At 60.5% G+C, this 22,288-nt stretch carries 20 protein-coding genes; 10 read left to right on the top strand and 10 right to left on the bottom strand.

Annotation, left to right across the window (positions count from 1 at the left end; translation table 11 throughout):
* Nucleotides 1-49 precede the first annotated feature (49 nt).
* Entirely contained in the window at nucleotides 50-1,198 is a 1,149-nt protein-coding gene (locus LOY28_RS28755) for a hypothetical protein (RefSeq protein WP_019020900.1), read from the top strand.
* Between the two features lie 53 nt (nucleotides 1,199-1,251).
* Here the strand turns inward: LOY28_RS28755 and LOY28_RS28750 are convergent, their stop codons facing one another.
* Together LOY28_RS28750 and rep are read right to left on the bottom strand one after the other, a co-directional pair.
* Nucleotides 1,252-1,824, bottom strand: coding sequence for a xanthine phosphoribosyltransferase (locus LOY28_RS28750; protein WP_018927509.1), 573 nt, complete (start codon nucleotides 1,822-1,824; stop codon nucleotides 1,252-1,254).
* 57 nt (nucleotides 1,825-1,881) lie between these two features.
* Nucleotides 1,882-3,891: a DNA helicase Rep gene (gene rep / locus LOY28_RS28745; RefSeq protein ID WP_018927510.1), complete on the bottom strand. Its 2,010-nt coding sequence runs from the start codon at nucleotides 3,889-3,891 to the stop codon at nucleotides 1,882-1,884.
* Nucleotides 3,892-4,153: 262 nt separating this feature from the next.
* On the opposite strand from rep, the gene LOY28_RS28740 reads away from it, so the two are divergent.
* Nucleotides 4,154-5,818: a bifunctional diguanylate cyclase/phosphodiesterase gene (locus tag LOY28_RS28740; RefSeq protein WP_258612834.1), complete on the top strand. Its 1,665-nt coding sequence runs from the start codon at nucleotides 4,154-4,156 to the stop codon at nucleotides 5,816-5,818.
* A gap of 104 nt (nucleotides 5,819-5,922) precedes the next feature.
* Here the strand turns inward: LOY28_RS28740 and LOY28_RS28735 are convergent, their stop codons facing one another.
* Nucleotides 5,923-7,320: a NorM family multidrug efflux MATE transporter gene (locus LOY28_RS28735; RefSeq protein ID WP_018927512.1), complete on the bottom strand. Its 1,398-nt coding sequence runs from the start codon at nucleotides 7,318-7,320 to the stop codon at nucleotides 5,923-5,925.
* A gap of 157 nt (nucleotides 7,321-7,477) precedes the next feature.
* On the opposite strand from LOY28_RS28735, the gene LOY28_RS28730 reads away from it, so the two are divergent.
* From LOY28_RS28730 to LOY28_RS28720, 3 genes are all read left to right on the top strand, one after another.
* The gene (locus LOY28_RS28730) at nucleotides 7,478-8,398 is read left to right on the top strand and encodes a LysR substrate-binding domain-containing protein (RefSeq protein WP_019580487.1); all 921 of its coding nucleotides are present in this window, start codon (nucleotides 7,478-7,480) and stop codon (nucleotides 8,396-8,398) included.
* A 185-nt stretch (nucleotides 8,399-8,583) separates the two neighbouring features.
* On the top strand, nucleotides 8,584-10,560 hold the full coding sequence (locus LOY28_RS28725) for a methyl-accepting chemotaxis protein (protein WP_018927516.1): 1,977 nt from the start codon (nucleotides 8,584-8,586) through the stop codon (nucleotides 10,558-10,560).
* 182 nt (nucleotides 10,561-10,742) lie between these two features.
* Nucleotides 10,743-11,957, top strand: a complete 1,215-nt coding sequence (locus tag LOY28_RS28720; RefSeq protein ID WP_018927517.1) for an aldose 1-epimerase family protein — start codon at nucleotides 10,743-10,745, stop codon at nucleotides 11,955-11,957.
* Between the two features lie 6 nt (nucleotides 11,958-11,963).
* On the opposite strand, the gene LOY28_RS28715 is transcribed toward LOY28_RS28720, so the two are convergent.
* Nucleotides 11,964-13,457 carry a YifB family Mg chelatase-like AAA ATPase gene (locus LOY28_RS28715; RefSeq protein WP_018927518.1) on the bottom strand — a complete coding sequence of 498 codons (1,494 nt, stop codon included), beginning with the start codon at nucleotides 13,455-13,457 and terminating at the stop codon, nucleotides 11,964-11,966.
* A 445-nt stretch (nucleotides 13,458-13,902) separates the two neighbouring features.
* Here LOY28_RS28715 and LOY28_RS28710 point away from each other — a divergent pair, with 445 nt between their 5' ends.
* Nucleotides 13,903-14,166 (top strand): HigA family addiction module antitoxin, encoded by a 264-nt coding sequence (locus tag LOY28_RS28710; protein ID WP_086944355.1) that lies wholly within the window; start codon nucleotides 13,903-13,905, stop codon nucleotides 14,164-14,166.
* A 149-nt stretch (nucleotides 14,167-14,315) separates the two neighbouring features.
* Here the strand turns inward: LOY28_RS28710 and LOY28_RS28705 are convergent, their stop codons facing one another.
* A complete protein-coding gene (locus LOY28_RS28705) occupies nucleotides 14,316-14,582 on the bottom strand; it encodes an accessory factor UbiK family protein (RefSeq protein ID WP_237885082.1) in 267 nt (88 codons plus the stop codon).
* A gap of 416 nt (nucleotides 14,583-14,998) precedes the next feature.
* Here LOY28_RS28705 and glnK point away from each other — a divergent pair, with 416 nt between their 5' ends.
* From glnK to sutA, 4 genes are all read left to right on the top strand, one after another.
* Nucleotides 14,999-15,337 (top strand): P-II family nitrogen regulator, encoded by a 339-nt coding sequence (gene glnK / locus LOY28_RS28700; protein ID WP_002555808.1) that lies wholly within the window; start codon nucleotides 14,999-15,001, stop codon nucleotides 15,335-15,337.
* A gap of 35 nt (nucleotides 15,338-15,372) precedes the next feature.
* Complete coding sequence (locus LOY28_RS28695) at nucleotides 15,373-16,710, top strand: ammonium transporter (RefSeq protein WP_018927528.1); 1,338 nt, start codon at nucleotides 15,373-15,375, stop codon at nucleotides 16,708-16,710.
* A 212-nt stretch (nucleotides 16,711-16,922) separates the two neighbouring features.
* Nucleotides 16,923-17,348: a secondary thiamine-phosphate synthase enzyme YjbQ gene (locus LOY28_RS28690; RefSeq protein WP_018927529.1), complete on the top strand. Its 426-nt coding sequence runs from the start codon at nucleotides 16,923-16,925 to the stop codon at nucleotides 17,346-17,348.
* 102 nt (nucleotides 17,349-17,450) lie between these two features.
* Entirely contained in the window at nucleotides 17,451-17,774 is a 324-nt protein-coding gene (sutA, locus tag LOY28_RS28685) for a transcriptional regulator SutA (protein ID WP_018927530.1), read from the top strand.
* Between the two features lie 81 nt (nucleotides 17,775-17,855).
* Here sutA and LOY28_RS28680 read toward each other — a convergent pair whose 3' ends face one another.
* From LOY28_RS28680 to lysA, 5 genes are read right to left on the bottom strand one after another with little or no spacing between them, the layout of a single operon-like run.
* Nucleotides 17,856-18,563, bottom strand: coding sequence for an HAD family hydrolase (locus LOY28_RS28680; protein ID WP_019650117.1), 708 nt, complete (start codon nucleotides 18,561-18,563; stop codon nucleotides 17,856-17,858).
* A complete protein-coding gene (xerC, locus tag LOY28_RS28675; protein ID WP_018927532.1) occupies nucleotides 18,560-19,459 on the bottom strand; it encodes a tyrosine recombinase XerC in 900 nt (299 codons plus the stop codon). The genes LOY28_RS28680 and xerC overlap by 4 nt, the downstream gene beginning before the upstream one ends.
* Before the next feature lie 2 nt (nucleotides 19,460-19,461).
* On the bottom strand, nucleotides 19,462-20,187 hold the full coding sequence (locus tag LOY28_RS28670; protein WP_007941280.1) for a DUF484 family protein: 726 nt from the start codon (nucleotides 20,185-20,187) through the stop codon (nucleotides 19,462-19,464).
* Between the two features lie 13 nt (nucleotides 20,188-20,200).
* A complete protein-coding gene (gene dapF, locus LOY28_RS28665) occupies nucleotides 20,201-21,031 on the bottom strand; it encodes a diaminopimelate epimerase (RefSeq protein WP_018927533.1) in 831 nt (276 codons plus the stop codon).
* Nucleotides 21,032-21,035: 4 nt separating this feature from the next.
* The gene (lysA, locus tag LOY28_RS28660; protein WP_018927534.1) at nucleotides 21,036-22,283 is read right to left on the bottom strand and encodes a diaminopimelate decarboxylase; all 1,248 of its coding nucleotides are present in this window, start codon (nucleotides 22,281-22,283) and stop codon (nucleotides 21,036-21,038) included.
* Nucleotides 22,284-22,288 lie beyond the last annotated feature (5 nt).

The raw sequence follows: 22,288 nt of genomic DNA, 5'->3' as shown, positions 1-22,288 counted from the left end.
GGGCTTGGTTATCTGGCTCGATATTCAACTGTAGATTGAGGATTATATAGTGCGTGCATCAAAGAAATACCTGACAGATACGTCTGTCCATCAGGCCCTATTACTGGTTGATCTAACCGAAACAAACGATCCCGATCACGCTGTTCGATTGCTGCTAAATGAAATCCTCCAGGGACTCTCTGAAAAAGGTTGGCCCCAAGCGCAACTACAAACTGGGCCGCGGATTGTGTCTGCTGAAGAAAATTACGGTCTGCTCGGTTATGACCCTGCAGAGATTACGCTCGGGAGCGAGCACACCCGTTGGGTCGATGAGTGCTCGCTGTTGCGAACACAAACCACCAGTCAGATTCCGGTAGCGCTTCAGCGAGCGGCTCAGGTGCGGCAGTCGGGACAGACGATACTGCTGGCAGCACCAGGTATTACTTTCCGTCGTGATAGTCGGGATCGTTGGCATTGCGCGGAACCGCATCAAATGGATATTTGGGTGCTGGGTGATCCGGAACTGGCAACGCACGAACATCTGTTGCGTTTGGTCGGCGATATTCTTAAGTCTGCCGTTCCCGATAAATCTTGGGTCTACAGCGATAGTCCGCATCACTACACGGAGGGCGGAATCGAAGTAAATGTGTTGAATGACGGGGCTCCGGTTGAGGTGCTGGAGTGCGGTCGTATTGCGAGGTCTTTGTTGGAGCGTTTGAACATTGATCCGCTGCATCATGGAGGGCTGGCGCTTGGGATGGGGCTGGATCGCCTGACGATGTTGCGAAAAGGCATTCCGGATATTCGCTTGCTGCGTGATCAGAACGTGCGAGTGCAGGCGCAGATGCATGATCTGAATCCATGGACGGCGGTATCTCGTTTGCCGTCGATTGCTCGTGATATTTCGTTGGCGGTAACGCCGGGGCTGAGCGAGGAAGTGTTGACCGAAAGAATGTTGCAGGCGGCCGGCGACTGCTCTGACTGGATCGAGGAGATGCAAGTCAAGGGAAGGTGGGAGTTCTCGGATTTACCCGCGCAGGCAATTGAAAGGCTCGGGCTGCTGCCGGGTCAGGAGAATGTGCTTTTACGCGTGGTGCTGCGTGATTGTTCGCGATCAATCACTACCGTTGAGGCGAACGCTTTGTATGCGGACATTCAGGCGGCGATGCATGAAGGAGCGCCTGGGGCGGGTTACAGAATGGACCTGTCAAAGGCTTGAAACCGAAGTGGGAGCAAGCAGGCTCGCTCCCACAAGGCATAGGCGGTGTGGCTTTATTCGATGAAGGTTACAACGCCATCCTTCAGCGACTGCACCCGAGCCAACGATTCCACGCGATAACCCTGGGCATCCAGTTCCGCACGGCCACCCTGGAACGACTTCTCGATCACGATGCCCAGACCGGCCACGGTCGCGCCGGCCTGTTTGATGATCGAGATCAGCGCTTGCGAAGCCTTACCGTTGGCCAGGAAGTCGTCGATGATCAGCACGCGGTCGCTGCTGGTCAGGTGACGCGGGGAGATCGCCACAGTGCTTTCGGTCTGCTTGGTGAACGAGTAAACGGTCGCCGACAGCAGGTTTTCAGTCAGGGTCAGGGACTGATGCTTGCGCGCGAAAATCACCGGTACGCCGAGGTTCAGGCCGGTCATGATCGCCGGGGCGATACCCGAGGCTTCGATGGTGACGATCTTGGTGATGCCCGAATCCTTGAACAGCGAGGCGAATTCGTCGCCGATCAGCTTCATCAGGGCCGGGTCGATCTGGTGGTTCAGAAAGGCGTCGACTTTCAGGACCTGGTCGGAAAGCACGATGCCTTCTTCGCGAATTTTCTTGTGCAGTGCTTCCATGAAGCTGTCCTCTGTTGGCGTCTTTTGTGCCGAAGGTCTAAATAAATGTGGCTAATTCTAGCGCTTTAACATCGCGCGTATATCTGCCAGCGCGCTGTTGCCGCGAACGGCTTTGACTTCGGTCGGGGTGTCGTCGTTGCCTTCCCAGGCCAGGTCGTCCGGCGGCAGTTCATCGAGGAAGCGGCTGGGCGCGCAGTCGATGATCTCGCCATATTGCTTACGCTTGGCGGCGAAGGTGAAAGCCAGCGTCTGACGCGCTCGGGTAATCCCGACGTAGGCCAGGCGGCGTTCCTCTTCGATGGTGTCGGCTTCGATGCTGGAGCGGTGCGGGAGGATTTCCTCTTCCATGCCCATGATGAACACGTAAGGGAATTCCAGGCCCTTGGAGGCGTGCAAGGTCATCATCTGCACCCCTTCGGCGCCGTCTTCCTCTTCCTGCTGACGCTCCAGCATGTCGCGCAGCACGAGTTTGCCGATGGCATCTTCGACGGTCATCTCACCGTCTTCGTCTTTCTCCAGCGTGTTCTTCAGTGCCTCGATCAGGAACCAGACGTTACCCATGCGGTAATCGGCGGCCTTGTCACTGGAGCTGTTGGTGCGCAGCCAGTTCTCGTAGTCGATGTCCATGACCATGCTGCGCAGGGCGGAGATCGGGTCTTCGCCGGCGCACTGCTCGCGGACCTTGTCCATGAAGCGCTTGAAGCGCGACAGGCGATCGGTGAAGCGGCTGTCCAGGTGTTCGCCCAGGCCGATTTCGTCGGTGGCGGCGTACATCGAGATTTTTCGCTCGGTGGCGTAGTTGCCCAGCTTCTCCAGGGTGGTCGAACCGATCTCCCGGCGTGGGACGTTGATCACCCGCAGGAAGGCGTTGTCGTCGTCCGGGTTCACGATCAGGCGGAAGTAGGCCATCAGGTCCTTCACTTCCTGGCGTCCGAAAAAGCTGTTGCCGCCGGACAGTCGGTAGGGCACCTGGTGATGTTGCAGCTTCAGCTCGATCAGCTTGGCCTGGTAGTTGCCGCGATACAGAATCGCGAAATCGCTGTAGGGCCGGTCGGTGCGCAAGTGCAGGCTGAGGATTTCCACGGCCACGCGCTCGGCTTCGGCGTCTTCGTTGCGGCAGCGGATCACGCGGATCTCGTCGCCGTGACCCATTTCACTCCACAGCTGCTTTTCGAATTCGTGCGGGTTGTTCGAAATCAGCACGTTGGCGCAGCGCAGGATGCGGCTGGTGGAGCGGTAGTTCTGCTCCAGCATCACCACTTTCAGGGACGGGTAATCGTCCTTGAGCAGCATCAGGTTTTCCGGGCGGGCGCCGCGCCAGGCGTAGATCGACTGGTCGTCGTCGCCTACCACGGTGAACTGGTTGCGTTTGCCGATCAGCAGTTTCACCAGCAAATACTGGCTGGCGTTGGTGTCCTGGTATTCGTCCACCAGCAGGTAGCGGACCTTGTTCTGCCATTTTTCCAGGATGTCGTCATGTTCCTGGAACAGTTTTACCGGCAGCAGGATCAGGTCGTCGAAGTCCACCGCGTTGAACGCCTTGAGCGTGCGCTGGTAGTGGGTGTAGACGATGGCGGCGGTCTGTTCCTTGGGGTTGCGTGCGTTTTCCAGGGCTTCGGGCGGCAGGATCAGGTCGTTTTTCCAGGCGCCGATCATGTTCTTGATCTCGTCGACGCCGTCGTCGCCCGAGTATTCCTTCTGCATGATGTCGGTCATCAGGGCTTTGACGTCGGTCTCGTCGAAGATCGAGAAGCCCGGTTTATAGCCCAGCCGCACATGTTCCTTGCGGATGATGTTCAGGCCCAGGTTGTGAAAGGTGCACACCGTCAGGCCGCGGCCTTCACCGCCCTTGAGCAGCGTGCCGACCCGTTCCTTCATCTCCCGCGCGGCCTTGTTGGTAAAGGTCATGGCGACGATGTACTGGGCACGGATGCCGCAGCTCTGGATCAGATGCGCAATTTTGCGGGTGATCACGCTGGTCTTGCCGGAGCCTGCGCCGGCGAGCACCAAAAGAGGGCCGCCGACGTAGCTCACGGCTTCTTGCTGCCGGGGATTGAGTCGGGACATACGAAATCAGGGAGTCGTTAGCGAAATGGGCCGGCATTTTAACAGGCTCAGAGAATTGTGCTGCTCTCTCCGACTTGTGACGCAACACGCGATCTCTATTTGCCGGTTTTGATACTTTCACGCAGGATGCGCAATGAATTCGCGTCTAAGGTACGTATTCAAGACTCGGAGTCGTGTTTGATAACCGATGATATTGGGTCATTGGTTACCCGAGCGGCATAATGCGCGCCGCCTACATCTTTGCAGAGTCTAGGGAGCTAGCTTGTCTACGCCTGTCGAACCCTTGCGTTTGCTGCTACTGGCCGAAGAGCCGGCGTGGGCAGCGTTGTTGCGCGAGTGTCTGGCTCCAATGGGGAGTTCGGCAGTGCTGCTCAGCGCGCCGAGCTGGGAGTCGGTCAGCAACCTGTTCGATGACAACCGCAGCGCGGTGTTGTTGACGATTCCTGCTCTGCAGCCAGCACCCGGCCGTTGCAGCCTGCCGACGGTGTTGCTGCTCGAACACGAACCGCTGGTGCCGCCCGACGGTGTGAGCGACTGGCTGGTGCGCAACCTGCTGGATCCCGGCATGTTGCGCCGCTGTCTGCGTCATGTGCGTGAGCGCGGGGTGCTGGAAAACACCTTGCAGCGCCTGGCCGAGCAGGATCCGCTGACCGGCATCGCCAACCGTCAGGGTTTCCAGACCTTGCTGGCGGCGCGTCTGGCGGACAACGACGGCCGCGGCCTGGCCCTCGGTCACCTCGACCTCGACAACTTTCGACACGCCAACGACGCCCTCGGCCATCAGGCAGGCGACCGGTTGATTCTGCAAGTGGTCTCGCGGCTGAAAAGCCAGCTGGAGGCCGGCGATCAACTGGCGCGGCTGGGTAGCGATGAATTCGCCCTGCTGATCGACACCCGCCGCGCCCCTCAGCGCGCTGAATGGATGGCCGAACGGATTACCGAAGCCCTGTCCGAGCCCTACTGGATCGACGGCGAAAGCCTGTTGATCGGTTCCAGTCTCGGCATTGCTCACGCCCGGGCGCAGGCCGGCGCCGACCCGTTGATGTGGCATGCGCACATCGCCATGCAGCAGGCCAAGAGTACTCAAGGCTGCACCTTTCACATCTTCAACGAGCGGATCAATCGCAATGCCCGCAGCATCGCCGACCTTGAAAGTGAGCTGCGTCGGGCCTTGCGTCGCGATGAGCTGGAGTTGCATTACCAGCCACGCCTGAACCTTGCGGACGGCCAGATCGTCGGCCTCGAAGCCTTGGTGCGCTGGCGTCATGGCGAACGCGGTTTGCTGCCCCCCAGCGAATTCGTGCCACTGGCCGAGCAAAGCGGCTTGATCGTGCCGCTGGGTTACTGGGTGATTTCCCGAGCCCTGCGGGACATGCAGGCGTTGCGTGAGCGGGGCCTGCCGGCGCTGCACATGGCGATCAACCTGTCGTTCCGGCAGTTTCAGGACAGCCAGTTACTGTCGACCCTGAGCCGGTTGATTGCCGAGCGTGGCGTCGAGGCGCAATGGCTGGAATTCGAACTGACCGAAACCGCGGTGATGCGTCGCAGTGACCTGGTCAAGCAGACCATGGACGCCCTCGGACGGCTCGGTGTGCGCTTTTCGCTGGACGATTTCGGCACCGGGTTCTCATCGTTCGTGCACCTGAACAGCCTGCCGATCGCCTTGTTGAAGGTCGACAAGAGCTTTGTCGGCGGCATGGAAGAACGGGAAGAGAATCGCAAACTGGTGCACGCCATGATCAACCTGGCGCACAACCTCAACCTCGAAGTGGTTGCCGAAGGGGTGGAAACACCGGAGCAGCTGGATTTGTTGCGCGGATTTGGTTGCGATCAGGTGCAGGGGTATCTGATCAGCAAGCCGTTGCCGTTGGCGGAGTTGGTTGAGTATTTGACCTTCGGCTCCAGCCAGCAGGCTGTGCTGGCTTAACAACGTACCGTAGGAGCGAGGCTTGCCCGCGAAGGCGGAGTGTCAGTCGATATTGTTGTTAACTGACACTCCGCCTTCGCGGGCAAGCCTCGCTCCTACAGGGTTTAATCAGGCTGGGTGATTTGGAAGCTCGGCTGCGACGATGGCTCGCGCCGAATCATCCGCGTCATCTTCCACTCAAACGCCAGCGTCAGGCTCACCGCCGCACACGCCAGCCCCAGCGCCAACCCCCACCAGACGCCCGTCGGCCCCCAGTTCAGATGGAAGGCCATCCACCAAGCGGCCGGCGCACCAATCAGCCAATAGCAGCCCAAACCTACCAGGAACGTGGTCTTGGCATCCTTGAGTCCGCGAATGCAGCCCATGGCAATGGTTTGCGTGCCGTCGAACAGCTCGAACCACGCCGCCACCGCCAACAAGCTCACGGCCAGTTCGATGACCGGGCGAAACGCCGGGTCGTTGTGGTCCAGGAACAAGCCGATCAGCTGATTCGGCAGTAGCCAGAAGACCATCGCGAACCCCAGCATCGACACCGCCCCGAAGGCGATCCCGACCCGTCCGGCCAGCCGCGCATCCAGCAATTGCCCGGCGCCGTAATGCTGGCCGATGCGCATGGTGATCGCGTAGGAAAGCCCCGCCGGCACCATGAACGCCACCGAGACGATTTGCAGGGCGATCTGGTGCGCCGCCAGTTGCGTGCTGCCCATGGTGCCCATGCACAGCGCGGCGAAGGCAAACAGGCCGACTTCCACCGCATAGGTGCCGCCAATCGGCAGGCCCAGGCGCCACAATTCCTTCAAGTACTGACGATTGGGCCGCGACAGCCCCTGGCGCAACGGATAAGCGTCATAGGCCGGGTGCCGACGAATGTGCAGCGCGAGCGCCAGCGCCATCAGGTTGGCCACGATCGCTGTGACCAGACCGATGCCCATCAGGCCCATTTTCGGCAGGCCGAACATGCCGGTGATCAACGCATAGTTGAGCAGGAAGTTGGCCACGGTGCCGCCGAGGCTGATGACCATCACCGGCGTCGCCCGGCCGATGGCGCTGGTGAAGCCGCGCAGTGCCATGAAACTCAGGTAGCCGGGCAGGGCGAACGGCAGGATCAACAGAAACTGGCCGGCGGCCTGGACGTTGGTTGCGGTCTGGCCGAACAGCAGCAACACCGGTTTGAGGTTCCACAGCAGCAGACCCGCCACCAGCGCCATCAACCAGGCCAGCCACAAACCGGCCTGGGTCAGCCGCGCTGCGCCGATGATGTCGCCCGCGCCCTGACGAATCGCCACCAGGGTGCCGACCGCCGCGATCACGCCGATGCAGAAGATCGACACGAACGAATACGTCGCCGCGCCCAGACCGCCGCCGGCCAGCGCCTCGGGACTCAGGCGCGCCATCATCAAGGTGTCGGTGAGGACCATCAACATGTGCGCCAACTGCGAGGCAATCAACGGCCCCGCCAGCCGCAGGATGGCCCAGAGTTCAATACGCGCTGGATGCTGCATGATCATCACGCTCGATTGTCAGAGAGAACAGGAAGCGTCGATTCTCGGCGCTCTGCGGGGTTTCCACAAAGGGATAAAAAGGATGGGTAGCATGATTAAAACTCATGCTCGGGACTTTCTGATAAGTTGAGGCAATCGCGCTATAGGAGGTTTCCCAATGTCTCGTCGTCTCCCTCCCTTGTATGCCCTTCGAGCATTCGAAGCGGCGGCGCGGCATAGTTCGTTTACCCGCGCCGCCGAAGAGTTGTCGATCACGCAAAGTGCGGTCAGCCGGCACATTCGTACGCTCGAAGAGCATTTCGCCTGTCGGCTGTTTCATCGCAGCGGGCGCAACCTGCAACTGACCGAGTCAGCGCGGCTGATCCTGCCGGGCATTCGCGAAGGCTTCACCGCCCTTGAGCGGGCCTGCAACACCTTGCGCGCCGAAGACGACATCCTGCGCATGAAAGCCCCGTCGACCCTGACCATGCGCTGGCTGTTGGCGCGGCTCAGTCGGTTTCGCCACCTGCGACCGGGGAACGAGGTGCAATTGACCAGCGCCTGGATGGACGTTGATACGGTGGACTTCAACCACGAACCCTTCGACTGCGCCGTCATCCTCAGCAACGGGCATTTTCCACCGGACTGGGAGACGACTTTGCTGTTCCCCGAAGAGTTGATTCCGGTGGGCGCGCCGAATCTGCTGAAGGATCAACCGTGGGACGTTGCGCGCCTGGCCAGCACCGAACTGCTGCACCCGACGCCGGACCGCCGTGACTGGCGCAACTGGCTGGAGCGCATGGGCCTGAGCGATCAGGTCTCGCTCAAGGGCGGGCAGGTGTTCGACACCCTGGAACTGGGCATGATCGCTGCCGCCCGTGGCTACGGCGTGTCCATGGGTGATTTGCTGATGGTGGCGGAGGATGTCGCGCAGGGACGTCTGAGTTTGCCGTGGCCGACGGCCGTCGCCAGTGGTGAGAATTATTACCTGGTCTGGCCGAAAACCCGCCCGGGAGGTGAACGTTTGCGCCGGCTCAGCGATTTCCTGCAAGGCGAAGTCCGGGCCATGGAATTACCGGATGTCGAACGCCTGGGTTGAATCGATGGAGCCGCTGCGATGGCGGCCTTGAGCCATATCCCCGTTAATCACTCAAGTATTCGGCTTTGCCGCCGAAAATCTGCTGATGGAACCTTCGTACCAGGCTCCACGTTTTCCCCTCTATCAGAAATTTAGCCGAGTGCGACGGGATCAGGATGATCCGGCCCACTGGGTCAGGAGCTGTCATGTCTCAACCTCGTGCTCGGATTGCCTCACAGCTGGGTCTTGCGCTTGCCGTGATACTGGCGATTGTCATCAGCGGCAGCACCGTGTTTGCCCTGCGCTCGCTGGACGCCGCCAACCTCGCCACCCGCGAAGAGCACCTGGCCAGCGAGGCGCGGCTGCTGGCCGATCAGCTGAGCACGTTCCACGGCACGTTGCGTGAGAGTACCCAGCGCCTCAGCGGCCTGTTCGAGAAGCGCTTCAGCGCCGGTTTGAGCGTGCATCCGGATGAGCCGGTGACCGTGGCGGGCGTGCAGACCCCGGGCCTGCACCTGGGTGGCGAAGTGTTGAACAACAACTTCAAGGAAGTGGATGAGTTCAAGCAAATGACTGCCGGCGTTGCGACGCTGTTCGTGCGCAGTGGCGAAGACTTCATCCGGGTCAGCACGTCCCTGAGCAAACAGGACGGCACCCGGGCCATCGGCACATTGCTGGATCACGCTCACCCGGCTTATGCGCGCTTGATGGCCGGGCAGAGCTACGTCGGTCGCGCCTTGCTCTTCGAACGGTCCTACATGACTCAGTACACCCCCGTACGCGACAGCGGCGGTAAGGTGATTGCCGTGCTGTTCGTAGGATTCGATTACACCGACGCCCAGAACGCCCAGTTCGAAAACCTCAAGCGCTTCCGCATCGGCCAGACCGGCTCCCTGGCGCTGCTCGATGAGCAGAACAAATGGCTGGTGCCGATCGCCGGTGTGCAAGCGTTGGACGTGGCAGCACCGGCCATCGTCGGTCTGGCCAAGACACCGGGCAAGGGCGATTTCTGGAGCGACAAGTCGCAAGACTTCTACAGCATTGCCGTACCGTTCGAAGGCGGGCCGTGGTCGGTGGTGGCGAGCATGCCGAAAGCGGAAATCCGCGCGGTGACCTGGAGCGTCGGCATTCGCCTGGCCATCGGCAGTCTGTTGGCGATGTTGCTTGCGGTGGGTTCGGCGGTCTGGTTGTTGCGCAGCAAACTGGCGCCGCTGGGGGATCTGGTGCGTCAGGCCGAAGCCTTGGGTGCCGGTGATTTGAGCGTGCGCCTGAACGTGTCGAGCAACGACGAAATCGGTCAGTTGGCCCGCGCTTTCAACCAGATGAGCCAGGCCTTGTCGACCATGGTCGAGCACATTCGTAGAGCCTCGGAAGAGGTCAACAGCCGCGCCCAGGCGTTGTCCGGTCTGTCTGGCGGTGCCTATGAAGGGATGGAGCAGCAGTCCGGCGAAATCACCAGCATGGCCGGCGCCGTGGAAGAATTCAGCGCCACCTCGCTGAACATCGCCGACAACATGGGCAACACCCAGCGCCTGGCGCAGGAAAACGCACAGCAAACCCAGATCGGTCGTACGTCGATGGACGAAGCGTCCTCATCCCTGGAGCAAATCGCCGGTGCGCTGAACAGCACCGCGACGGTAATCAACACCTTGGGTCAGCGCTCCCAGGAAATCGGCGGCATCGTCGGGGTGATCACCGCGATCGCCGAGCAAACCAATTTGCTGGCGCTCAACGCTGCCATCGAAGCCGCCCGTGCCGGTGAACAAGGTCGTGGGTTTGCGGTGGTGGCCGATGAGGTGCGCAACCTGGCTTCACGCACTCGCCAGGCCACTGACGAAATTTCCGGGATGATCCAAAGTATCCAGCAGGAAACCGGCAACGCGATCAGCACCATGGAGCAGGGTAACGTGCTGATGCAGGAAGGCTTGTCGCGCAACGCCAACGTCGCCTCAGCCCTGGCGCGAATCGATGAGCAAAGTCGCTCGGCCGGTCAGCAATTCGCCGCCATCACCACCGCGACCCAGGAGCAAAGCAGCACCGCGACCTTGCTCAGCAGCAACCTGCAAAGCATTGCCTTGGCGAACAGTGAGCAGCGGGAAGTGGTGTCGAACCTGGCGGTGACTGCCAAAGAGCTGGAGAAGCTCGCGGCGGACTTGCGGCATGAGGTTGACCGGTTCCGCTGAGGCACCTCCGAAACAGCCATCGCGAGCAGGCTCGCGATGGCATCAACTCGATTCTGCGCGTTATCCACAAGCCCCGTATCGACGATCATTTGGCATTTGCCGTCGTGATCTTGATTTTTATGCTTGCTGAAACGTTTCTTCAAGTTTATAAAAATGGCACAACTCCAAGAAAGGCTGCTGCCATGACCCCGCTCAAACTCTTCGTTGCCCTCAGCGCACTGTCCGCTGCTTCCCACGCCATGGCCTGGGATTACGTCCTGCTCGATACCGACAAAGCCGCCCAGAACTGGCAGATCACCAGCCAGCAACTCGGCGTGAAAACCGACAAGCCCTTCTCCGTGACCCTGCGCACCTTGCATGGCGGTCGGCAGGAGGGCGTCAGCATTGTCGACATCGATAATGGCGCGATGAAACTCTCGGTGGTGCCGACTCGCGGCATGAACGTGCTGCAAGCTTCGGTCGGCAATGTGCGCATGGGCTGGGATTCGCCGGTCAAGGAAGTGGTCAACCCGTCCTTCATCGAACTCAACGGCCGCGGTGGCCTGGGCTGGCTGGAAGGTTTCAATGAACTGGTCACCCGCTGCGGCTACGAATGGGTCGGCCATCCCGGCATGGACAATGGCGAGCTGCTGACCCTGCACGGTCGCGCCGCCAACATCCCGGCCAACAAAGTCACCCTGCACATTGATGAAAAACCGCCATACGCCATCAGTCTGCGCGGTGAACTGAAAGAGCAGGCATTCAAGAAAGTCGACTTCTCCGTCGCGACCGAACTGGTCACCGACCCCGGCAGCGTTGTGTTCGCCCTCAACGACACTCTGACCAACAACGGTGATTATCCGAAGGAATACCAAGCGCTGTATCACAGCAACTTCAGCACCCCGTTCCTGGAACAGGGCGCCCGCTTCGCCGCGCCGGTGAAGCAAGTGTCGCCGTTCAACGACAAAGCCAAGGGCGATTTGCCGGACTGGCAAACCTACCGCGCACCGACCAAGGACTACGACGAAACGGTTTACAACGTGGTGCCGTATGCCGATGCCAAGGGCGATACGTTGACCGTGCTGCATAACAAGGCCGGCAGCCTGGGTGTCTCGGTCGGCTTCAACACTCAAACACTGCCGGTGTTCTCCCTGTGGAAAAACACCGATACCCAGGGCCAGGGCTATGTTACGGGGCTGGAGCCGGGAACGAGCTTTTCCTATAACCGCCGGTATCAGCGGCCACTGAACCTGGTGCCGACAATTGCGCCGAAGGAACAGAAGCAGTTCCGTATCAGCTACAGCTTGTTGGCGGATAAGGCGGCTGTGGATAAGGCGTTGAAACGGGTGAGCGAGATTCAGGGCGGGCGCGAGACTGAAGTGCGGCAGACGCCGTTGGTTGATCTGACCAAGGGGTGACACGGACTAGAGCGTTGTTGGCCGATATTGCAGCGCTTCGGCCAGGTGTTCGCGTCTGATCCCGTCAGCCTGCTCAAGGTCCGCCAGCGTGCGCGCGACCTTGAGCAGTCGATGGGCCGCTCGCAACGACAGCGTTAAACGCTCGCAGGCGGATTCCAGCCAGTTTTCATCGGCTGTGGATAACTTACAGTGCCGGCGTAGGCCTGGCAGGTCGAGGAAGGCATTGGCGCAACCCTGGCGTTTGTGTTGCCGCTCTCTTGCATCAGCAACCAACTCGGCGGCGGTGGCTGTATCGTCGCCGGGTTTCAACGCAGGATTCAACGCCGTGGCCTCCCGAGCAACCGTCAGGTGCAGATCGATGCGGTCCAGCAGCGGCCCCGACAGCTTGTTGCGATAGCGCTGCACCATGTCCGGCGTACAGGAACAACGGCCGCTTGGCTCGCCAAGATATCCACAGGGGCAGGGATTCATCGCAGCCACCAATTGAAAGCGCGCCGGAAAGCGTACGCGGTCCTTGGCGCGGGAAATCACGATGTGGCCGGATTCCAATGGCTCTCTCAACACCTCCAATACCTTGCGATCAAACTCTGGAAGCTCATCGAGGAACAACACGCCATGGTGGGCGAGGGTGATTTCGCCGGGTTGCGGTTTCGAGCCGCCACCCACCAGTGCCGGGCCTGAGGCGGAGTGGTGTGGCTGTCGGAAGGGACGCTGTGGCCAATGACTCAACGGCACACAACTGGCGACCGATTGAATCGCCGCGACTTCCAGTGCTTCGCTCTCGGCCAATGGCGGTAACAACCCCGGCAGACGACTCGCCAACAACGTTTTCCCCGTCCCCGGCGGACCGCTGAACAGCAGGTTATGAGCCCCCGCCGCTGCAATCAGCAAGGCTCGCTTGGCCGCAAGTTGTCCCTGAACTTCATTCAAGTCGGGATAGGGTTTGCTGGCGTAGAGCAAACCGTTGGAAGCGTAGGGTTCGATGGGCGTGTGACCATTGAAATGCGCGACCGCTTGAAGCAGATGATCCACCGCAATCACCTTCAACCCCGACGCCAGGCAGGCTTCTTCAGCGTTCGCTCGCGGGACTACCAGCGTGCGCCCGGCCTTGCGCGCCGCCAGCGCCGCCGGCAAAACCCCGCGAACCGCACGCACCGCGCCCGACAGCGCCAGCTCTCCCAGGCACTCCACGTCATCCAGCGTCAACGTCGGCACCTGCACGCTGGCCGACAGAATCCCCAAGGCAATCGCCAGATCGAACCGCCCGCCGTCCTTCGGTAAATCGGCGGGTGCGAGATTCAAGGTGATGCGCCGCGCCGGAAATTGCAGCCCCGAATTGATGATCGCGCTACGCACCCGATCCTTGCTTTCCTTCACCGCCGCCTCGGGCAGCCCGACCATGGTCAGCGACGGCAAGCCGTTGGCCAGATGCACTTCTACGGTGACGGCGGGCGCATCCACACCAATCTGGGCGCGGCTGTGGACGATGGATAGGGACATGGTCGTTCCTTGAGCTGACGGGGAACCGCTTCCTGCGGCTTTTTTAAAGCGTAGTAGGAGTAACGTGGCAGAAGAGCCGCCAAACTTTCGCAGGATGTTGCTGGGGCCGGTGAGTTGATTCCAGCCAGTTAAGCCATAACACGATCCGTAGCAGCTGGCGGAGCCGGCGCACGGCTGCGCAGCAGTCGTAAAATCAGATCACGCGGTGGATCAGGCAGACCGTACAACTTGGATTTACGACTGCTGCGCAGTCGAACGCAGCCTTCGGCAGCTGCTACAAAGGTTACGTCGCGGCTGGTATTTGGGCGTAATCAACCGAGGAGCTAGATTTCTTTGTAGGACCGGGCCTGGATAGATGAAGGACTTCGGTGAAAGAGTTCGGACGCTCTTGTCGGATCGGGGGGGATGCTTATGATCACAGCTGATCAAGCCCTAAGGAGGGGAGATGAGCAATTCTGGAATGCGGCCGATTCATCCTGGCGAAATCCTTGAAAAGGAGTTTCTAGAGCCTCTGGGCATTACGGCGACTGGTCTGGCTAGCGTGTTGAATGAAGGCACGGATGAAGTGAGTGCCCTTTTCATGCAGGAGAGAGGTATTAGTCCTGAGCTCACAAAGAAGCTATCGCGCTACCTGAAAACCACGCCCGGATTCTGGTTAAAACTGCAATCGACCTACGATCAGCGCAGGGCCGAAATCGAGCGTGGTTGAGCTTCGGGTACTTAAAAAGACTGCAGCGTCCGCGAAGCACGCTTGAACGATGGTTCCCACGCTCTGCGTGGGAACCATCCCGTGACGCTCTGCGTCACATCTGGAGCGTCCCTGGCGGCGTTCCCACGCAGAGCACGGGAACGATCAGGTTACTCGGTGTCAGCAGGTGGATTGAGCTTCGCTTCCAGCTCCGCCACTTTCGCCTCCAAGCTCTCCAACCGGGCGCGGGTCCGCGCCAGCACAACCATCTGGCTGTCGAATTCTTCACGGCTTACCAGGTCCAGCTTGCTGAAGCCGCTCTGCAACAAAGCCTTGAACTGGCTTTCGATTTCGCTTTTCGGCAGTGGGGTGTCGCCGCTGAAGAGGCGGGAGGCGGTGCCGCTCAGGGCGTCGAGGAAGTCTTTGGGCGCGAGCATGGGAAATGTCCTGTCAACAATGGCGGGCAGTGTACCACGCAGTGTCTATAGTCAATCTCGAAGGCTGGGATGCACGCTTTTCGCGCATGCGAGTGGACAGCCACGCACTGTTGTTGTGCGTAACCGTGGCGTCAATCGGCTGGAGAGGTCTGCGTTAGCGGCCAAGGGCTTGAAATCAATGGGTTTTGGATAGATGGCAAGCTTTCTGCTTAGTCGCTGGTGACCCATGCACTGATGCAGTCGCTGTGACGAATGCAGTGCGCCAAGCGGAACGGGGGAAGTTTCGTGCGGAGTGGTTAGCTGGCGTCGGATGGGCAGGTAAGGCCGACGATGCGTTACAAAGCCAGGCACTGCGCTTAGACTTGAGTCGGGTTTGTTTTCCTGGGGCAAGTCCACCAATTCGGGAGAGAGTTTTCATGAAGCTAGTCACTGCCATCATCAAACCGTTCAAACTGGACGACGTGCGCGAGTCGCTGTCCGAGATCGGCGTGCAGGGCATTACCGTTACTGAGGTCAAAGGCTTCGGTCGGCAGAAGGGTCACACCGAGCTGTATCGCGGCGCGGAGTACGTGGTCGATTTTCTGCCTAAGGTGAAGATCGATGTCGCCATTGACGACAAGGATCTGGACCGGGTTATCGAGGCGATAACCAAGGCCGCCAACACCGGCAAGATCGGTGACGGCAAGATCTTCGTGGTCAATCTGGAACAGGCGATTCGCATCCGTACCGGCGAAACCGATACCGACGCAATCTAAGCCGCCACAAACCCAACGCCCCAGGAGAAAACAAAATGACTCTGCGTAAATTCGCAGGGCTAGGAGCCCTGTTGTCCATCGTAATGCCTGGCCTGGCCATGGCGGCAGATCCGGTGGCGCCTCCAGTCCTCAATTCCGGCGATACCGCCTGGATGATGACCTCGACAGCCCTTGTGCTGTTCATGACCATCCCCGGCCTCGCGCTGTTCTACGGCGGCATGGTTCGTTCCAAAAACGTTCTTTCGTTGATGATGCAATGCTTCGCCATTACCGGCCTGGTCACCATCCTGTGGTTCCTTTACGGCTACAGCATGGCGTTTGACACAACGGGTATGGAAGCTAACGTCGTCAACCTCAATTCGTTTGTCGGCAGCTTCGCCAAGGCATTCCTCGCCGGCATCACGCCTGCCAGTATTACCGGCCCCGCGGCGCTGTTTCCCGAGGCGGTGTTTGTCACCTATCAGATGACCTTCGCCATCATCACCCCCGCGCTGATCGTCGGTGCTTTCGCCGAGCGGATGAAGTTCTCCGCAATGCTGGTGTTCATGGGGATCTGGTTCACCCTGGTTTACGCGCCGATTGCGCACATGGTCTGGAGCGGTCCGGGTTCGCTGTTGGGCGACTGGGGCGTGCTCGACTTCGCAGGCGGCACCGTGGTGCACATCAACGCCGGTGTGGCCGGGCTGATCGCCTGTCTGGTACTGGGCAAGCGTAAAGGCTTCCCAACCACCCCGATGGCTCCGCACAACCTCGGCTATACCCTTATGGGTGCCGCGATGCTCTGGGTTGGCTGGTTCGGTTTCAACGCCGGTTCCGCTGCCGCAGCCAACGGCACTGCCGGTATGGCCATGCTGGTGACTCAGATCGCTACCGCCGCCGCAGCCTTGGGCTGGATGTTTGCCGAATGGCTGACCCACGGCAAACCGAGCGCACTGGGTATCGCTTCGGGCGTGGTGGCCGGTCTGGTTGCGATCACTCCGGCGGCGGGTACCGTTGGCCCGATGGGCTCGATGATCATCGGTCTGGCGGCGGGCGTGGTGTGCTTCTTCTGCGCCACGACTCTGAAACGCAAAATGGGTTACGACGACTCCCTCGACGCTTTTGGCGTGCACGGTATCGGCGGTATCCTCGGCGCGATCCTGACGGGTGTGTTCGCTGCACCGTCCCTGGGTGGTTTCGGCACCGTCACCGACATCGCGGCTCAAGTCTGGATTCAGTGCAAAGGCGTGGGCTTCACGGTGATCTACACCGCGATCGTCACCTTCATCATCCTCAAGGTGCTGGACGCTGTCATGGGTCTGCGCATCACCGAGGAAGAAGAAGCAGTCGGCATCGATCTGGCGCTGCACAACGAACGCGGCTACAACTTGTAAGCACGCCTATAAAAAATGCCCGGCTTGCCGGGTATTTTTTTGTCTTGATTTTGTCAGTGAAGGAAAGGCTGAAAGGTTTTTTCATACACGTTCAGGGGCGTTTACAACGGGTGTTTTTCTGCGGCCAATGGCTTACACGATTGAAGGAATATTAGGGCCTTTGTTTTTTCCCAGAGCGCGCTAGAATGCGCCCCGAACGTGCGGAGAACTGTATGTGGCAACAGACTCTGATTACCCTGCGGGCACGGCCCCGGGGCTTTCATCTGGTAACGGACGAGTTACTCGCCGGCTTGCCTGAACTCAAGGCGTGTCGGGTCGGTCTGTTGCATTTGTGGCTACAGCATACCTCGGCGTCGTTGACCATCAACGAGAACGCCGATCCGGCGGTACGTCGCGACTTCGAACGATTTTTCAATCGTCTGATCCCACAAGGAACGGACGACTATGAGCATAACGACGAAGGCCAGGACGACCTCCCGGCGCACTTCAAGGCCAGCGTACTTGGCTGTCAGCTCAGTTTGCCGATCTCGGCAGGCCGACTGGCGTTGGGAACCTGGCAAGGCGTTTATCTGGGCGAGCACCGTGATCATGGCGGTGCCCGTAAAGTCCTCGCCACCGTGCACGGTGAAGGGGAATAAACCGCTGGTCACCAGCGGTGGTTGAATTTTTTCCGGCGGCCTTCGACAGAAGGCAAAGCTGGGCTATAACTAATCTGCTTTTCGCAAGTCATGAGGTAGAACATGAGCGACGATGATCTGGAAAACGACGACCTCGAAGTAGGCGACGACGACGAAACCGAAGAAGGCCTGGAAGCGGCGGCTGAAGACGTCGCTGAAGACGACGGCGGTGATGTGCCCGTTCCGACTGCCAAAGGCAAAGCCAAGGCAGCGGTATCGGTCGATGAGCTGCCGAGCGTTGAAGCCAAGAACAAGGAACGCGATGCCCTGGCCAAGGCCATGGAAGAGTTTCTGGCACGGGGCGGCAAGGTGCAGGAAGTGGAGGCCAATGTGGTCGCCGATCCTCCCAAGAAGCCTGATAACAAGTACGGCAGCCGGCCTATCTAAGCGCCTGCTTCCTGCTTGCTGAAAAAAGCCCGCCGTCGCTGCGGGCTTTTTCATGGGTGAAAATCAAAAGATCGCAGCACCTCAAATATCGACTGAGTTCCAGCGGGCGAGCAGTGCAGGCAACTCGGTCAAACTGCGAATCTCGGCATCCGGCGCCTTCTCGGCTTCCCACACTTTGCCCGCCGGGTTAAACCAGATCGCTCGCAACCCCGCCTGCTGTGCTCCGGCAATGTCATCACCAGGATGATCGCCGATATGCACCGCGGTTTCGGCGGTCGCGCCGCCCCGTTGCAACGCTTCATGAAACAGTCGCGCATCCGGTTTGGCGATGCCGATGTCTTCGGCGCACAGGGCAAACCTGAAGTAATCCGCCAGGCCCAGTCGGCGCACATCGGCGTTGCCGTTGGTCACTACACCGAGGGCGTAGTGCTTGGCGAGTGTCTCCAGCGTCGGCTCGACTTCGGGGAAAACTTCCAATTGATGCCGGGCATGCAGAAACACTTCAAAACTTTGATCAGCCAGGTCTGAGGCTTGACCATGGTCGTAACCAGCCTCTTCCAGAGCATGAAAAAGCACCCGCCGACGCAGCGCACTGATTCGGTGCTTGAGGTTCGGCTCGTTGCTCAACACCCGCTCGCGAATCGACCACAAATGCTCCACCGGCACCGCGCCCAGGTTCGGCGCATGCTCGGTCAGCCATTCACGCAATATGGCTTCGGCGCTGGCGATTACCGGGGCGGTGTCCCACAGGGTGTCGTCGAGGTCGAAGGTGATCAGTTGGATGGTCATGAATCATCGCCTTTAATGCGTTTGGCCCGTGGATGGGCGCTGTCGTAGACCGTCGCCAGGTGCTGGAAGTCCAGATGGGTGTAGATTTGGGTGGTCTTGATGTCTGAGTGGCCGAGTAGCTCTTGCACGGCGCGCAAGTCCTGAGAGGACTCCAGCAAATGGCTGGCGAAAGAGTGTCGCAACATGTGCGGGTGCAGGTTCTGCCCCAGCTCGCGCTCGCCGGCGGCCTTGACCCGCACCTGAATCGCCCGAGGACCGAGGCGCCGACCTTGCTGGCTGACAAACACTGCGTCGTCCGCCGGGTTGGTCATGGCCCGCAACGGCAGCCACAGTTCCAGTGCTTCGCGAGCCTTTTTACCCACTGGCAACAGCCGGGTCTTGCTGCCTTTACCGAGGACCTGGACCATGCCGTCAGCCAGGTCCAGCTGATCGAGGTTGAGCCCGGTCAGCTCCGAAAGCCGCAAGCCGGAGGAGTAGAACAACTCCAGAATCGCCTGATCCCGACGGGCCAGGAAATCATCCTCTACCGCGCCTTCCAGCAGTTGCAGCGCACGGTCGGTGTCGAGGGTTTTCGGCAGACGACGCTCGCCTTTGGGCGGTGCCAGGCCGTTGGCCGGATCGTGGTCGCACAGGCCTTCGCGGTTCAGATAATGATAGAGCCCGCGCACCGCCGACAGTAGCCGTGCCAGGCTGCGGGACGATTGGCCTTGTGCATGCAGACGGGCGATCAGGCTGCGCAGCCGCTGGATATCCAGTGCGGCCCAGCTGCCGATGTTCTGTTTGACGCACCAGCCAAGCACTTTATCGAGGTCGCGGCGGTAGGCGTACAGCGTATGCGGCGACACTTGCCGCTCACTGCGCAGGTGTTCGCAGTAAGCGTCCAGTTGCCGTTCCACGATCAGCGTACCGAGCGCAGGGAGTTGTTGACCCGTGGCAGTACGCGGCCCATGACTTCGGCGATGTAGCTGAGGAACAACGTGCCCACCGAACTCTTGTAGTGCTGCGGATCGCGGCTGGCGATGGCCAGAACACCGTGGATGCCCTGGTGGCTGATGGCGACGACGGCGGTGGAGCCGATCTGCTTGCGCTGTTCTTCGCCGAACAGGAAGTCCAGTTCATGCTCACGCAGGCTGCCGCAGACGCTCTTGTCTTCCGAGAGCAGGCCGCCGATGGCCGTTTGTGCGTCGGCGTGGGTGACCCAGCGGCCTACCGGCATCGGGTTGTCGCCCAGCAGGATCAGGCTGACGAAGGGCACCTGAAAGTCCTGGCGCAGGCTGTCTTCGACGCCGATCACCACGTCTTCCAGGCTGGTCGCGTCCATCAACGTGAGAATCAGACGGCGGGTCTTGTCGAACAGGCGATCGTTGTCGCGGGCCACGTCCATCAAGTGCGAGAGACGATGACGCAACTCGATGTTGCGATCGCGCAGAATTGTCATCTGGCGTTCGACCAGCGAAATGGTGTCGCCGCGCTGGTGCGGAATGCGCAGGGCCGGGAGCAGTTCTTCATGCTCGATGAAGAAATCCGGATGAGCCTCCAGGTACGCGGCAATCGCCGCCGCCTCAAGGCTTTCGGAAGGGGATTCGTCGGGCTGTAGGGCGGGAACCTGGGGCTTGTCGGTCATGGATTTCGCTCACTCAAAGACGCACTTGTCCTTCGTATACGCGTACTGCCGGGCCGGTCATCATGACCGGTTGGCCAGGGCCTGCCCATTCAATGGACAGGCGCCCGCCGGGCAGGTCGATCAATAGCGGCGAATCCATCCACCCCTGGCTGATCGCGGCCACCGCGGCAGCACAAGCGCCGGTTCCGCAGGCCTGGGTTTCCCCGGCCCCGCGTTCCCAGACGCGCAACTGCGCGCGGTTCCGGTCGATGACCTGGAGAAAACCGACATTGACCCGTGCCGGAAAGCGCGGGTGATGTTCGATTTTCGGCCCCAGTTCATGCACCGGTGCTTTGTTGATGTCGTTGACCCGCAACACGGCATGGGGGTTGCCCATGGACACCGCAGCCAGTTCGACCATGGTGCCGTCGACGTCGACCTGATAGCTCAGGGCCTGGCTTGGGGCTTCGAACGGAATCTCGGCCGGCACCAGGCGCGGGGCGCCCATGTTGACGCTGATCTGGCCATCGTTGCGGATGTCCAGTTCGATGATGCCGCTTTTGGTCTCGACGCGAATCTGCCGCTTGGCGGTCAGGCGCTTGTCGAGCACGAAGCGGGCGAAGCATCGAGCGCCGTTACCGCACTGTTCCACTTCGGAGCCGTCGGCGTTGAAGATCCGATAGCGGAAATCCACGTCCGGGTTGCTGGGCGCCTCGACGATCAGCAACTGGTCGAACCCGATGCCGGTGTGCCGATCGCCCCATTGCTTGGCATGCTTGGGCAGGATGTGCGCGTGCTGGCTGACCAGGTCGAGAACCATGAAGTCATTGCCCAGGCCGTGCATCTTGGTAAAACGCAGCAGCATGGGGTTACTCCGGCAGCAGGCTTTCGCCAGCAAACAACTCGGCTACCGTCTCGCGGCGACGCACTTCGATTGCCTGATCACCGTCCACCAACACTTCAGCGGCGCGGCCGCGAGTGTTGTAGTTGGAACTCATGACAAACCCGTAGGCACCGGCCGAATGCACGGCCAGCAGGTCGCCTTCTTCCAGCGCCAGTTGACGATCCTTGGCCAGGAAGTCGCCGGTTTCGCAGATCGGGCCGACGATGTCGTAGGCACGCGCGGCGGTATCGCGAGGGCGCACGGCGGTAACGTCCATCCAGGCCTGGTACAGCGCCGGGCGGATCAGGTCGTTCATGGCCGCATCGACGATGGCGAAGTCTTTGTGTTCGGTGTGCTTGAGGTACTCGACCTGGGTCAGCAGCACGCCGGCGTTGGCAACGATGAAGCGGCCTGGCTCGAACACCAGCGCCAGGTCACGACCGTCGAGACGTTCGCGCACGGCCTTGATGTAGTCGGCGGCCAATGGCGGCTCTTCATCGCGATAACGCACGCCCAGACCGCCACCCAGATCGATGTGGCGCAGGTAGATGCCGCAATCGCCGAGGCGGTCGACCAGGCCCAGCAGGCGGTCGAGGGCATCGATGAAGGGCGGCAGGGTGGTCAGTTGCGAGCCGATGTGGCAATCGACGCCGACCACTTCCAGGTTAGGCAGTTGCGCGGCGCGGACGTACACGTCTTCGGCGTCGGCGATGGCGATGCCGAACTTGTTTTCTTTGAGACCGGTGGAAATGTACGGGTGCGTGCCGGCATCGACGTCCGGGTTGACGCGCAGCGAGATCGGCGCGCGAACGCCCAGCTCGGCGGCGACTACTTGCAGACGCTCGAGCTCGTCGGTGGATTCGACGTTGAAGCAGTGCACGCCGACTTCCAGGGCGCGACGCATGTCGTCACGGGTCTTGCCGACACCGGAGAACACGATCTTTTCGGGGCTGCCGCCAGCGGCCAGTACACGCTCCAGCTCGCCACGGGAAACGATGTCGAAACCGGCGCCCAAACGGGCCAGGACATTCAGTACACCCAGGTTGGAGTTGGCCTTGACCGCAAAGCAGACCAGGTGAGACGTGCCGGCCAGCGCATCGGCGTAAGCCAGGTACTGGGCTTCGATGTGGGCACGGGAGTAGACGTAGGTCGGTGTACCAAAGCGTTCGGCGATGGCGGACAGGGCAACACCTTCCGCGAACAGCTCACCGTCACGGTAGTTAAAAGCGTCCATGGCGT

It is taken from the genome of Pseudomonas sp. B21-017 (assembly GCF_024749245.1).
Lineage (GTDB): Bacteria > Pseudomonadota > Gammaproteobacteria > Pseudomonadales > Pseudomonadaceae > Aquipseudomonas.
The sequence above is the reverse complement of the archived record's forward strand: the minus strand, read 5'-3'. Positions and strand labels throughout refer to the sequence as shown.